This is a genomic window from Falsirhodobacter sp. 1013 (assembly GCF_051195255.1).
In the GTDB taxonomy this organism is placed as follows: domain Bacteria; phylum Pseudomonadota; class Alphaproteobacteria; order Rhodobacterales; family Rhodobacteraceae; genus Falsirhodobacter.
On sequence record NZ_JBNJLK010000001.1, the window covers coordinates 323990 to 337880 of the forward strand.

Genomic DNA, 13891 nt, shown 5'->3' on the forward strand with positions numbered 1-13891 from the left:
TCAGACCTTCCAGCCGGAATGCAGCGCCGCGATGCCCATGGACATGTTGCGATACTTCACCAGATCGAAGCCCGCCTGACGGATCATGCCGGCGAACGTCTCCTGATCCGGGAACTTGCGGATGGATTCGACAAGGTACTGGTAGCTGTCGCGGTCGCCCGTCACCATCTTGCCCATCTGGGGGATGACGTTGAAGCTGTAGAGGTCATAGGCCTTCTGCATCATCGGGTTGGGCAACTGGCTGAACTCCAGCACCATCAGGCGGCCGCCGGGGCGCAGGACGCGATACGCCTCGTTCAACGCGTCCTGAACGCGGGTCACGTTCCGGATGCCGAAGCTGATCGTGTAGACGTCGAAGCTGTTGTCGGGCAGCGGCAGCGCCATCGCGTCGCCCACGACCCAGTCCAGACGATCGGCCATGTTGCCCGCATCGGCGCGCTGGCGCCCCGCGACCAGCATCGATTCCGTCATGTCCAGCACGACGGCCTTCGACCCCGCCGCGCGCTTCAGGAAGCGGAAGGCCACGTCGCCCGTGCCGCCCGCCACATCCAGCAGGCGCTGTCCGGGGCGCGGGGCCAGCCAGTCCATCATCGCATCCTTCCACAGGCGGTGGACGCCGGCGGACATGAGGTCGTTCATCACGTCATAGCGCGAGGCGACGGAGGAGAAGACGCCATGCACGAGGCCCGCCTTCTCGGTTTCATCCACGGTGCGGAAGCCGAAATGGGTGGTCTTGTCGCTCATGCTGCGCCCTCATGTCGAAGTTGGCCGTCGTTCGCCGAATGGGTATATGGTGCCGGCGCAAAGGAAAACCGCTTTGTCGCCCGCGCTTCGCACATATATAGCGATGCGCCGGAGGTCGCCCATGCCCGAATTGCCCGAAGTCGAAACCGTCCGCCGCGGCCTTGCGCCCGTGCTGACCGGCCATGTGATCGCGAAGGCCGCGGTGAACCGTCCCGACCTGCGCTGGCCCTTCCCGCCCGACATGGCGGCGCGGCTGACCGGGGCGCGGGTGCTGGGGCTGCGGCGGCGGTCGAAATACATCCTGGCCGATCTGGACAGTGGCGAAACGCTGCTGATCCATCTGGGCATGTCCGGCCGGATGCTGATTTCCGGCGTGCAGGTGGGACAGTTCCATCATGAACACCCCGCGCCCGAAAAGCACGACCACGTGGTGCTGACCATGGAAACCGGCGCCCGCGTGACTTTCAACGACGCCCGGCGGTTTGGCGCGATGGACCTGCTGCCCACCGGCGGCGATCACCCGCTGCTGGCCATTCTGGGGCCGGAGCCCTTGGGCAACAGTTTCGACACGGACTATCTGGCGGCGCGGCTGAAGGGGCGCAACACGCCCGTGAAATCGGCCCTGCTGGACCAGCGAATCGTGGCCGGTCTTGGCAACATCTACGTGTGCGAGGCGCTGTTCCGTGCCCGCCTCGACCCGCGCCGTCTGGCGGGGCAGCTGACGGGGGACGAGGTGGGCCGGCTGGTCCCCATCATCCGCGACGTGCTGGAGGAGGCGATCGCCGCCGGAGGGTCCTCCCTGCGCGATTATCGCCAGGCGGGCGGGGAGCTGGGCTATTTCCAGCACAGCTTCCGCGTCTATGGCCGCGAGGGTTGGCCCTGCCCCGAATGCGGCACCCAAGTGCAGAGGATCGTTCAGTCCGGGCGGTCGACCTTCTTCTGTCCCGACTGCCAAAAGGCTTGACTTGCGCCCGAGTCGGGCATAAAGACCCGGCTTCAAGAATAGAACCCCGACAGAACCGGAAACCGATTAATGGCAAATACGCCCCAGTCCAAGAAGCGCGCCCGGCAGTCCGAAGCACGCTTTGCAATCAACAAGGCGCGCCGTTCGCGGATTCGCACCTTCCTGCGCAAAGTCGAAGAAGCCATCGCATCCGGCGATCAGGCTGTCGCGGCCGAAGCCCTTCGCACTGCCCAGCCCGAAATGGCGCGCGGCGTGACCAAGGGTGTGCTGCACAAGAACACCGTTGCCCGCAAGATGTCGCGCCTGTCGTCGCGCGTGAAGGCCCTTAGCGCCGCCGCGGCCTGAGTCCAGAGACATTCCGTTGAATTGGCGCGCCCTTGGGCGCGCTTTTTCGTTTTTATTTCGGGATGATGCGGCAAGATCGCAGGTTCCGGATTCGGCCCCGCCAATTTTCTGTCAACAGCGAAGTTCGGTTGCGGACCCCTCGGCTCCGGGGCTAGCGTCCTTGAAGCGATTCACCTGTCCTGGGGGACATGACGTGATCGCATCCCGTTGGGGCCCGGCTGCCAGTACGTCGCGCATGCGCGACCAGGGCCGCCAGCGGGATGCGATCCTTGCACGATCGAACAGGGTGCCTTCGGCGCCCCGATATCCTCACGGGACGTGTTTCCCGTGAGGTTGTCCTGTTGTTGCGGCCGTCGGCATTGTGCCGGCCGGTCATCCCCTGCGGCTTGCCGTCCTTCGGGTTCGGGTGAGGCACAAGAAAAATCGGGCAAAGGCCCGCGCGGTGGATTTGGAGCGGTCAGGCATGACGAACGACACATGGACGAAGTTGCGTGAAGACCTGCTGCTTCATGTTGGCCGGAACAACTACGTCACCTGGATCGAGCCGCTGAAGCTGACGCAGCTGGCGGAAGGCCGGGCGGAGTTCGAGGTTCCGACCTCGTTCTTCGGCAACTGGGTGCAGCGCAACTTCGCCGACAAGATCCGCCACCGCCTGAACGAGGCCGGGATCGAGGTGTCGCGCATCGACTTCTGCGTGGCCCGTGCGGCGGCCCCCGCGGCCACCCGCGCCCCGCGCCCCGCACCCGTGGCGGCCCCGGCCGCGGCCCCCGCCCGGCGCGAGGAGGAGATCGCCAGTGCCCCGCTGGACGCGCGTTTCACGTTCGACAGCTTCGTCGTGGGAAAGCCCAACGCGCTGGCCCATGCCGCCGCCCGCCGCGTGGCCGAGGGAGGCCCCGTGACCTTCAACCCGCTGTTCCTGTATGGGGGCGTGGGTCTGGGCAAGACGCACCTGATGCACGCCATCGCGCATGAATTGCAGCTGCGCCAGCCGCACCTGCGCGTGCTGTATCTTTCGGCCGAACAGTTCATGTATCGCTTCGTGCAGGCCCTGCGCGAACGCCAGATCATGGACTTCAAGGAAATGTTCCGCTCGGTCGACGTGCTGATGGTCGACGACGTGCAGTTCATCGCCGGCAAGGATTCCACGCAAGAGGAGTTCTTCCACACCTTCAATGCGCTGGTGGACCAGAACAAGCAGATCGTCATCTCGGCCGACCGCGCGCCAGGGGAGATCAAGGATCTGGAGGACCGCATCAAGTCCCGCCTGCAATGCGGGCTGGTTGTGGACCTGCACCCGACCGATTACGAACTGCGTCTGGGCGTGCTGCAGCAGAAGGCCGAACATTACCGCCGCCAGATGGGCGATCTGGTGATCGCCGACGGCGTGCTGGAATTCCTTGCCCATCGCATCACAACGAACGTGCGCGTGCTGGAAGGCGCGCTGACGCGTCTGTTCGCCTTTGCCAACCTCGTCGGCCGTCCCGTCACGCTGGAAGTCACGCAGGAATGCCTGTCGGACATCCTCCGCGCCTCGGACCGCAAGGTCACGATCGAGGAGATCCAGCGCAAGGTGGCCGAGCATTACAATGTCCGCCTGTCGGACATGATCGGGCCGAAGCGCGTGCGCACCATCGCGCGGCCCCGCCAAGTGGCGATGTATCTGGCCAAGCAGCTGACCCCGCGCTCGCTGCCCGAGATCGGGCGCCGTTTCGGCGGCCGCGACCACACCACCATCATGCATGGCGTCAAGAAGGTGGAGGAGCTGATGTCCACCGATTCCCAGCTGTCCGATGATCTGCAGATGCTGCGCCGCCTGCTTCAGGCGTGACCTTGACGCCCGGCTGAGATAATTGGAAAGTCCCACCGACACTTCGGCCGAAGGCCGTGAACGGGAAAGACGTCCATGAAGATCAGCATCGAACGCGGCACACTTCTGAAAGCGGTCTCTCAGGCCCAGTCGGTGGTGGAACGCCGCAACACGATCCCGATCCTTGCGAACGTCCTGATCGAGGCGGAAGGCAACACCGTGTCCTTCCGCGCCACCGACCTGGACATCGAGGTGATTGACCGCGCGCCCGCGCAGGTCGAGCGCGCCGGTGCCACCACCGTCTCGGCCACCATGCTGCACGAGATCGTCCGCAAGCTGCCCGACGGCGCGCTGGTCAACCTGACCGAGGACGCGGCGGCGGGCCGCCTGACCGTCATGGCCGGCCGGTCGAACTTCAGCCTGACCACGCTTCCGCGCGAGGATTTCCCCGTGATGGCCTCGTCCGAATATGCGGCGAGTTTCACGGCCAAGGCCAAGATGCTGCGCCGCCTGTTCGACAAGGCGAAGTTCGCCATCTCCACCGAGGAAACGCGCTATTACCTGAACGGCGTCTACATGCATGTCGCGACCGGAGAGGACGGGCCCGTGCTGCGCTGCGTGGCGACCGACGGGCACCGTCTGGCCCGCATCGATGCCCCGCTGCCCGACGGCGCGCAGGGCATGGCCGGCGTGATCGTGCCCCGCAAGACGGTGGGTGAGCTGCGCAAGCTGCTGGACGATGACGATGCGGACATCGAGGTGTCGGTGTCGGAAACCAAGGTACGTTTCGCCACCCCGAACATCATCATGACCTCCAAGGTCATCGACGGCACCTTCCCCGACTACACCCGCGTGATCCCGCAGGCGAACGCCAAGCGGCTGGAAGTGGACGCGACGGAATTCGCGAAGGCCGTGGACCGGGTGGCCACGGTGTCGTCCGAACGCAGCCGCGCCGTGAAGCTGAGCATGGAGGACGACCGGCTGGTCCTGTCCGTCAACGCACCCGACAGCGGCGCCGCCGAGGAAGAGCTGGCCGTGGCTTACGGCGACGAGAAGCTGGAGATCGGCTTCAACGCGAAATACCTGCTGGAGATCGCCAGCCAGGTGGACCGCGAGAATGCGGTCTTCCTGTTCAACTCCTCGGGCGATCCGACCCTGATGCGCGAAGGCAACGACGCCTCGGCCGTCTATGTCGTGATGCCGATGCGTGTCTGAGACGCAGCGGACCGGCCCCGCGATCGCCGGGCTGAGGCTGTCGCATTTCCGCAGCCACCGCGACACGCGGCTGTCCTTCGACGGGCGGCCGGTGGCGCTCTATGGCCCGAACGGCGCCGGCAAGACCAACGTGCTGGAAGCGGTGTCCCTTCTGTCGCCCGGCCGTGGCCTGCGCCGCGCGGGGGCGGAGGATCTGTCCCGCAAGCCCGAGGCCTTGGGCTGGAAGATCCGGGCCGAAACGCCGGGGCATGAGCTGGAAACCTGGGCCGAGCCCGGCGATACCCGGCAGGTCCGCATCGACGGCAAGCCTGCCCCGCAGATCGCCCTGTCGCGCCTGTTGCGGCAGGTCTGGCTGGTCCCGTCCATGGACCGGCTGTGGATCGAAGCGGCGGAGGGACGTCGGCGGTTCCTTGACCGCATGACGATGAGCTTCCTGCCCGACCACGCCGAAGCCTCGCTGGCTTATGAGAAAGCCATGCGCGAACGCAACCGCCTGCTTCGGGACGAGGTGTCGGATCCCGCTTGGTACGCGGCCTTGGAAACGCAGATGGCGGATGCCGCGCAGGCCATCACCGCCAACCGCGCGCTGGCCCTGTCGCGCCTGTCGCAGGCGCAGGCGGACAGCGTGTTCCCCCGGGCCGAACTGGAGATTACGGAGGAAGACGGCTGGCCCGAGGCCTGGGCCGATCGCCGCCGCGACATGGCCGCCGGACGCACGCTGGCGGGCCCCCACCGCGCCGATCTGCGTGCCACCTATGCCGCCAAGGACATGCCCGCCGCCCAGTGCTCCACCGGGGAACAGAAGGCCCTGCTGATCAGCCTGATCCTTGCCAACGCCCGCGCCCTGTCGGGCGAGGCGCCCGTGGTGATCCTTCTGGACGAGGTGGCGGCCCATCTGGACGCCGACCGCCGCGCCGCGCTGTACGAGGCGCTTCTGGCGCTGGACGCGCAGGTCCTGATGACGGGAACGGGGGCGGAACTGTTCGACAGCCTCGGCCCCCGGGCGCAAAGGATGTGCGTGGGGGAAGCGGCTGGCGAATCCACCGTGAAAACGGCCGGATAAAGGCGAAAAAGCCCCCCCGTCGCGTGACATTCCCCCCGCCCGCCTGTATAAGATCGGAGTGTAAGAAGAGGTAACTCCGCATGGCCGAAGCAGCACGGCAACCTGACGCATATGGCGCAAGTTCCATCAAGGTTCTCAAGGGCTTGGAGGCGGTGCGGAAACGTCCGGGCATGTATATCGGGGACACCGATGACGGTTCGGGCCTTCACCACATGGTGTACGAGGTGGTGGACAACGGCATCGACGAGGCGCTGGCGGGCCATGCAACCGCGGTGACGGTGAAGATTCACGCCGACAGCAGCGTGTCCGTGCGCGACAACGGCCGCGGCATTCCCGTCGACCTGCACGAGGAAGAAGGCGTTTCCGCGGCCGAGGTCATCATGACCCAGTTGCACGCCGGCGGGAAGTTCAACAACACCGACGAAAGCGGCAACGCCTACAAGGTGTCGGGCGGTTTGCACGGCGTGGGCGTGTCGGTCGTGAACGCGCTGAGCGAGTGGCTGGAACTGCGCGTCTGGCGCGACGACAAGGAATACTACGCCCGCTTCGAAAAGGGCGAATGCGTGGAGCATGTGCGCGTCGTGGCCGACGCGCCCGGCGAACGCGGGACGGAGGTGCGGTTCTTCGCCTCCTCCAAGGAAACGGACCCGGAAGGCACCTTCTCCAACCTCGACTTCAGCTTCAAGACGCTGGAAACGCGGCTGCGGGAACTGGCCTTCCTGAACTCCGGCGTGCGGATCATCATCGAGGATGAACGCCCGGCCGAACCGCTGAAGACCGAGCTGTTCTATGAAGGCGGCGTACGGGAATTCGTGCGCTATCTGGACCGCTCCAAATCCTCGCACATGGCCGAACCGATCTTCATGACCGGCGAAAAGAACGGCATCGGCGTCGAAGTCGCGATGTGGTGGAACGACACCTATCACGAAACCGTCCTGCCCTTCACCAACAACATCCCGCAACGTGACGGCGGCACGCACATGGCGGGCTTCCGCGGCGCGCTGACGCGGACGATCAACAACTACGCCCAGACCTCCGGCATCGCCAAGCGCGAGAAGGTGGACTTCACCGGCGACGACGCCCGCGAAGGCCTGACCTGCGTGCTGTCGGTGAAGGTGCCGGATCCCAAGTTCTCCAGCCAGACCAAGGACAAGCTGGTGTCGTCCGAGGTCCGTCCGGCGGTCGAGAACCTCGTGAACGAGAAGCTGTCGGAATGGTTCGAGGAGAACCCCGCGCAGGCCAAGATCATCGTCGGCAAGATCATCGAAGCCGCGCTGGCCCGCGAAGCCGCCCGCAAGGCGCGCGAATTGACGCGGCGCAAGACGGCGCTGGACGTCGCCTCCCTGCCCGGCAAGCTGGCCGACTGCCAGGAACGCGACCCCGCGAAATCTGAACTGTTCCTGGTGGAGGGTGACTCCGCCGGCGGGTCGGCCAAACAGGGGCGCAGCCGCGCCAACCAGGCCGTGCTGCCGCTGAAGGGCAAGATCCTGAACGTGGAACGCGCCCGCTTCGACCGGATGCTGGCCAGCCAGGAGATCGGCACGCTGATCACCGCGATGGGCACCGGCATCGGCCGGGACGAATTCAACATCGGCAAGCTGCGCTACCACAAGATCGTCATCATGACGGACGCCGACGTGGACGGCGCGCACATCCGCACGCTGCTGCTGACCTTCTTCTTCCGCCAGATGCCCGAGATCATCGAAGGCGGATATCTCTACATCGCGCAGCCGCCGCTCTACAAGGTCGCCCGCGGCAAGTCCGAGGTCTACCTGAAGGACCAGGCGGCGCTGGAGGATTACCTGATCCAGCAGGGCACCGACGGCGCCACCCTGCGCCTTGGCAGCGGAGAGGTCATCGCCGGTCAGGACCTGATCCGCGTGATCGAGGGCGCCCGCCAGTTCCGCCGCGTGCTGGAAGCGTTCCCGACCCATTACCCGCGCCACATCGTCGAACAGGCCGCGCTGGCCGGGGCGTTCGACGCCAATTCCGGCGATCTGCAGGCGCTGGCCGATACGGTGGCCAAACGTCTGGACGAGGTGGCCCGCGAATACGAACGTGGCTGGTCGGGCCGGATCACGCAGGACCACGGCATCCGGCTGAGCCGCATCCTGCGCGGCGTGGAGGAGTTGCGGACGCTGGACGGCGCCGTCTTGCGGTCGGGCGAGGCGCGGCGCATCGCGGCCGTGTCGCAGCAGCACCGCAACGTCTATCAGGGCACCTCGCGCCTGATCCGCAAGGACCGCGAACAACTGATCCACGGGCCGGTCGACCTTCTGAAGGCGATCCTGGCCGAAGGCGAAAAGGGCCTGAGCCTGCAACGCTACAAGGGGCTGGGAGAGATGAACCCCGGACAGCTGTGGGAAACCACGCTGGACCCGGACGCGCGGACGCTGCTGCAGGTCAAGGTCGATGACATGGCCGAGGCGGACGACATCTTCACCAAGCTGATGGGCGACGTGGTGGAGCCGCGCCGCGAGTTCATCCAGCAGAACGCCCTGAACGTGGAAAATCTGGACATCTGACGTGCCGACACTCGCTGAGCTTTACGACCAGCGGGTGGCCGCCGGTCTGCTGAAACCGGATGACGCGCAGCGCGCCGTGCTGCCGGAACTGCAACGCATCAAGACGGCGCTGGAGGCGGCCCCCCCGCCCCCGGCGAAACGCGGCTTCTTCGCGCGATTCACGAAGACGGGAACCCCGCAGATCCGCGGGTTGTATCTTTGGGGCGGGGTCGGGCGCGGCAAGTCGATGCTGATGGACATGTTCATCGACGCGGTCGACATCCCGGCCAAGCGCCGCGTGCACTTCCACGCCTTCATGCAGGAAATCCATCACGGAATGCACGAGGCGCGCAAGAAGGGCGTGGACGATGCCATCGCCCCGGTGGCCGCCGACATCGCCTCGAAGCTGAGGCTTCTGGCCTTTGACGAGATGCAGATCACCGACATCACCGACGCGATGATCGTGGGCCGGCTGTTCCAGAAGCTGTTCGAAGGGGGGGTGACCATCGTCACCACCTCCAACCGCGTGCCGGACGACCTGTACAAGAACGGGCTGAACCGGCAGCTGTTCCTGCCCTTCATCGACCTGTTGAAGGAACGGCTCGTGGTGCATGGGCTGGACAGCGAGCATGATTACCGCCAGCACCGGCTGACGGGCCAGCCCGTCTATTTCCACCCGGCCGAAGGCGCGAAGCCCCATCTGGAGGAGATTTGGGATCACCTGACGGGCGACGCCAAGGGCGAACCGCTGGTCCTGACCGTCAACGGGCGCACGGTGTCGGTGCCGCGCTTTGCCAATGGTGTGGCTTGGGCGACGTTCAAAGACCTGTGCGTCAAGCCGCATGGGCCGGCTGATTATCTGGCTTTGGCCGAAGCCGTGCGCGTCCTGATCCTGGAAGACATCCCCCGCCTGTCCCGCGCCCGCAACAACGAGGCCAAGCGCCTCGTCACGCTGATCGACGCGCTGTACGAGGCGAAGGTGCGCCTGATCGCCAGTGCCGCGGACGAACCGGAAAAGCTGTACGAAGAAGGCGAAGGCGCGTTCGAGTTCGAGCGCACCGCTTCCCGCCTGCGGGAAATGCAGGACGCGAGCTGGGGTCAGGCCTGATCCTTGGCCGCCGCGCGCATGCGTTCCGCATGTTCGCGGCGCAGGGTGCGGCGCAACTCGGCCGCGCGGTGGCGCTGGCGTTCGGCCTCGTTCGTGGGTTCCAGCTGCGGCACGCCCACGGGACGCCCGTCATCCCCCACGGCCACCATCGTGAAATAGCACGAATTGGTGTGGCGCCGTTCGCCGGTGCGGATGTTCTCCGCCTCCACCCGGATGCCGATCTCCATCGAGGTGCGGCCGGTGTAGTTCACGGAGGCAAGGCAGGTCACCAGCTCTCCCACGTTGATCGGCTGCTTGAAGATCACCTGATCCACCGACAGCGTGACCGTGTAATGCTTCGAATAGCGCGAGGCGAGCGAGAAGGCGACGCGGTCCAGAAGCTTCAGCAATTCCCCCCCGTGCACCTTGCCGCTGAAATTCGCCATGTCGGGGGTCATCAGCTCGGTCATGTTCAGGTGGTGGCTGTGGGTGGCAGGCATGCTGGCTCCGGGCTGGGAAGGTGTCGTTAACCCTTTGTAAAGCGATCCATGGAAAGGGTTGGTTAAGCAAGGTCGAGGGTTGGGCGTGATCACTCCGGTTCTTTTATGCGGTGGGTCGGGCACGCGTCTATGGCCATTGTCGCGCCGCAGCTATCCCAAGCAGTTCGCGCCGCTTCTGGGCCCGGACAGCCTGTTCCAGCAGGCCGCCCTGCGCCTGACGGGGCCGGGCTTCGCGCCGCCGGTGATCGTCACCGCGTCGGACTTCCGGTTCATCGTGACCGAACAGCTGGCGGCCGTGGGGGTCGATCCCGGCGCCATCCTGATCGAACCGCAGGCGCGCAACACCTGCGCCGCCATCCTTGCCGCAGCCCTTCACCTTCCGCCCGAGGCGCTGCTGCTGGTGTCCCCTTCGGACCATGCCCTGCCGGATGTGGAGGCGTTTCACGGCGCCATCGCGCAGGGAGTGGACGCGGCACGGCAGGGCCGGATCGTGACCTTCGGCATCACGCCCGACCGCGCTGAAACCGGCTTCGGCTGGCTGGAGGCGGAGAGGCCGGGCGTGTCCCCCTTGAAGCGGTTCGTGGAAAAGCCGGCGCTGCCGGAAGCGCAGGCGATGCTGCAGGACGGCCGTTTCCTGTGGAACGCGGGCCTGTTCCTGTGCCGCGCCGACACCCTGATCGCCACCGCCGACCGCCATTGCCCGGACATCCTGACCCTCGTCCGGACGGCAATGAAGGCGGCCCGCCCCGACCTTGGCTTCCTGCGGCTGGACGCGGAGGCCTGGGCCGGGCTTCCAGACCTGTCCATCGACTATGCCGTCATGGAGCGGGCGGAGAACCTGACCGTGGTACCCTTTGCCGGCGCATGGTCCGACATGGGCGGCTGGGACGCGGTGTGGCAGGGCAGCCCCCGCTGCGCGCAGGGCGTGGCCCGGCATGGGGCGGCGACCGCCATCGATTGCCAGGACAGCCTTTTGCGGTCGGAATCGCCGGGGCAGGAGATCGTGGGCATCGGTTTGCGCGACATCGTGGCCGTGGCCATGCCCGACGCCGTGCTGGTGATGGACCGCCACCGCGCGCAAGAGGCGCGTCTGGCCGTGACCGCCCTGCGCGCCCGCAACGCCACGCAGGCCGATACCTTCCCCCGCGCGCACCGCCCCTGGGGCTGGTTCGAAACGCTGGCCTTGGCCGATCGGTTTCAGGTGAAGCGCATCACCGTGCATCCGGGCGCCGCGCTGTCGTTGCAAAGCCATGTGCACCGGTCGGAACACTGGATCGTGGTGTCCGGCACCGCCCGCGTGACCATCGACGGGGCCGAGCGGCTGGTGACCGAGAATCAGTCCATCTACGTCCCCTTGGGCGCGGTGCACCGGCTGGAAAACCCCGGCAAGGTACCGATGGTTTTGATCGAGGTTCAGACCGGCAGCTATCTTGCCGAGGACGACATCACCCGATACGCCGACTCCTACGCGCGGGCCTGAACGAAGTCCTCGCGCGCGTATCCCTGCAGGAACAGAAGCGCCGTCAGGTCGCCGTGATTCACCCGCAGCTCGCATTGCGCGGCCACGGCGGGCTTGGCGTGCAGCGCCACGCCCATGCCCGCGCGGCCCAGCATGCCCAGATCGTTGGCCCCGTCGCCCACGGCGATCACGTCCGCGGCGGTGATGCCCATCTGGCGGGTCACCTCCTCCAGCGCCGTCACCTTCGCTTCGCGGCCAAGGATGGGTTCGGCGACCTTGCCGGTCAGCTTGCCACCCTCGGCCAGCAGGATGTTGGCGCGGTTTTCGTCAAAGCCCAGAACCTTGGCCACGCGCGCCGTGAAATCGACGAACCCGCCCGACACCAGCACCGCCCGGCCGCCCTGCGCCTTCATCGTGGCGATCAGCGTCGCGCCACCAGGCATGAAGGTGATCCGTTCGGCGATCACCTGGTCGATGATCGACACCGGCAGATCCTTCAGCAGCGCCACGCGTTCGCGAAGGGCGGCCTCGAAATCCAGCTCTCCGTTCATGGCGCGGGCGGTGATGGCCGACACGAAGGCCCCCACGCCGGCCATGTCGGCCAGTTCATCGATGCATTCCTGCTGGATCATCGTGGAGTCCATGTCGGCCAGCAGCAGGCGCTTGCGCCGGCCCGCCTGCGGCACCACGGCCATGTCGATGCCCTGCGCCTGAAGCGCTTCCCACATGTCCCAGCGGTCGTCCGGAACGGCGGCCACCGCAAATTCCGCCGCGACCTCCGGCTCCAGCCAGCGCAGGGCGTCACCGCCCCAGGTGCGGCGCACCCCTTCGGCCAGCGCGGTGGTCAGCCGGGGCGTGTCCGGGCGGGTCAGGAGGGTGACAACATGCATGATCGCTCCGATCCAGAAAGGCGTTTGGGCAGGATTACAACCATTCCCGCCGCTTCGCCAGCCACCCGGATGTTCGGTTTCCTTCATGATCATCTTGAGAACTCCGCGCCCGGGGTCATGTTGACAACCCGAGGACGAACCGCGATTTTTCCACCGATGACACAGCCCGGCCATGCCGGAGATGAGGCCAGGATCATGACCAGCACCCGCACCGCACCCTTCCGCGCCGACCATGTCGGCTCCCTCCTTCGCCCGGCCGCGGTGGCCGTGGCCCGCGCCGCGCATCTTGCCCCCGCCGAGCTGCGCCCGATCGAGGATGCGGGCATCCGCGACCTGGTGCAGCTGCAGCGCGACGCCGGCATGAAGGTCATCACCGATGGCGAGGCGCGCCGCGCCTTCTGGCATTACGACTTCATGGGCATGCTGACGGGGCTGGACATGAAGCCCTCCACCCGCAGCCTGCCCTTCAAGACCGAACACAAGACCCCGCCGATCGAGGCGCATCTGACCGGCCCGCTGGACTTCCCCGCCGACCACCCGATGATCGAGCATTTCACCTTCGTGAAAGGTCTGGTGCAGGCCGGAGAGGTGCCCAAGATCTCCATCCCCGGCCCCTCGGCCTGCCATTTCCGGATGGAGCCGGAGAACATCGAACACGCGCCGTACAACGACCCCGAGGTGCTGTTCGCCGACATCGCCAAAACCTACAAGAAGGCCGTGCAGGCCTACTACGATGCCGGTTGCCGGTATCTGCAACTGGACGACATCTTCTTTGCCTATCTGGCCGACCCGAAGCAACGCGAACAGCGCCGCGCCATGGGCCAGGATCCCGACTGGCTGATCGATCAATACGCCTGGATGCTGGAGGAATCGATCAAGGACCGCCCGCAGGACATGGTCATCGGGATGCACATGTGCCGTGGCAACTTCCGCTCCTCGCACGTGGCGGAAGGTGGCTACGACGTCGCGGCGGACGCCATCTTCAACCGCACCTCGGTCGACGTGTACTTCATGGAATACGACACGGAACGCGCCGGAGGGCTGGAGCCGCTGAGGCTGCTGCCCAAGGGCCACAAGCGCGTCATGGCCGGTTTCATCACCACCAAGACGGGCGAGCTGGAAAGCCCCGACTGGCTGCGCGCGAAGTTCGACGAGGCGTCGAGATACGTGGACCTTGACCAGCTGGGCATCGCCCCGCAATGCGGCTTCGCTTCCACCGAACATGGCAACGCGATCACCGAAGACGACCAGAAGCGCAAGCTGGAGCTGGTGGTGAACACCGCCCAGGTGATCTGGGGCGAGAACTGAGGCCT

Annotated in this window: 12 protein-coding genes; 9 read left to right on the forward strand and 3 right to left on the reverse strand. The window is 66.2% G+C overall.

Annotated elements, in window-relative coordinates; genetic code table 11:
- Positions 1-744 (reverse strand): bifunctional demethylmenaquinone methyltransferase/2-methoxy-6-polyprenyl-1,4-benzoquinol methylase UbiE, encoded by a 744-nt coding sequence (gene ubiE, locus ACSHZY_RS01750; protein WP_435164519.1) that lies wholly within the window; start codon positions 742-744, stop codon positions 1-3.
- 121 nt (positions 745-865) lie between these two features.
- Here ubiE and mutM point away from each other — a divergent pair, with 121 nt between their 5' ends.
- The 7 genes from mutM (at position 866) to zapE (ending at position 9750) form a co-directional block, all read left to right on the forward strand.
- Positions 866-1708: a bifunctional DNA-formamidopyrimidine glycosylase/DNA-(apurinic or apyrimidinic site) lyase gene (gene mutM, locus ACSHZY_RS01755; RefSeq protein WP_435164522.1), complete on the forward strand. Its 843-nt coding sequence runs from the start codon at positions 866-868 to the stop codon at positions 1706-1708.
- 69 nt (positions 1709-1777) lie between these two features.
- Positions 1778-2053: a 30S ribosomal protein S20 gene (gene rpsT, locus ACSHZY_RS01760; RefSeq protein ID WP_435164524.1), complete on the forward strand. Its 276-nt coding sequence runs from the start codon at positions 1778-1780 to the stop codon at positions 2051-2053.
- Positions 2054-2516: 463 nt separating this feature from the next.
- Complete coding sequence (gene dnaA, locus ACSHZY_RS01765; protein WP_435164527.1) at positions 2517-3881, forward strand: chromosomal replication initiator protein DnaA; 1365 nt, start codon at positions 2517-2519, stop codon at positions 3879-3881.
- Between the two features lie 75 nt (positions 3882-3956).
- Positions 3957-5075 carry a DNA polymerase III subunit beta gene (gene dnaN, locus ACSHZY_RS01770; RefSeq protein WP_435164530.1) on the forward strand — a complete coding sequence of 373 codons (1119 nt, stop codon included), beginning with the start codon at positions 3957-3959 and terminating at the stop codon, positions 5073-5075.
- Positions 5068-6138 (forward strand): DNA replication/repair protein RecF, encoded by a 1071-nt coding sequence (gene recF / locus ACSHZY_RS01775; protein ID WP_435164533.1) that lies wholly within the window; start codon positions 5068-5070, stop codon positions 6136-6138. The genes dnaN and recF overlap by 8 nt, the downstream gene beginning before the upstream one ends.
- An 80-nt stretch (positions 6139-6218) precedes the next feature.
- On the forward strand, positions 6219-8663 hold the full coding sequence (gyrB, locus tag ACSHZY_RS01780; protein ID WP_435164536.1) for a DNA topoisomerase (ATP-hydrolyzing) subunit B: 2445 nt from the start codon (positions 6219-6221) through the stop codon (positions 8661-8663).
- A gap of 1 nt (position 8664) precedes the next feature.
- Positions 8665-9750: a cell division protein ZapE gene (zapE, locus tag ACSHZY_RS01785; protein WP_435164539.1), complete on the forward strand. Its 1086-nt coding sequence runs from the start codon at positions 8665-8667 to the stop codon at positions 9748-9750.
- On the opposite strand, the gene ACSHZY_RS01790 is transcribed toward zapE, so the two are convergent.
- Entirely contained in the window at positions 9741-10229 is a 489-nt protein-coding gene (locus ACSHZY_RS01790; RefSeq protein WP_435164542.1) for an acyl-CoA thioesterase, read from the reverse strand. The two genes, zapE and ACSHZY_RS01790, sit on opposite strands and share 10 nt — an antisense overlap.
- 85 nt (positions 10230-10314) lie before the next feature.
- Between ACSHZY_RS01790 and ACSHZY_RS01795 the strand changes: the two genes are divergently transcribed.
- Complete coding sequence (locus ACSHZY_RS01795; RefSeq protein ID WP_435164545.1) at positions 10315-11709, forward strand: mannose-1-phosphate guanylyltransferase/mannose-6-phosphate isomerase; 1395 nt, start codon at positions 10315-10317, stop codon at positions 11707-11709.
- On the opposite strand, the gene serB is transcribed toward ACSHZY_RS01795, so the two are convergent.
- Complete coding sequence (gene serB, locus ACSHZY_RS01800; protein ID WP_435164547.1) at positions 11694-12578, reverse strand: phosphoserine phosphatase SerB; 885 nt, start codon at positions 12576-12578, stop codon at positions 11694-11696. The two genes, ACSHZY_RS01795 and serB, sit on opposite strands and share 16 nt — an antisense overlap.
- 195 nt (positions 12579-12773) lie before the next feature.
- On the opposite strand from serB, the gene ACSHZY_RS01805 reads away from it, so the two are divergent.
- Complete coding sequence (locus ACSHZY_RS01805) at positions 12774-13886, forward strand: 5-methyltetrahydropteroyltriglutamate--homocysteine S-methyltransferase (protein ID WP_435164550.1); 1113 nt, start codon at positions 12774-12776, stop codon at positions 13884-13886.
- Positions 13887-13891 lie beyond the last annotated feature (5 nt).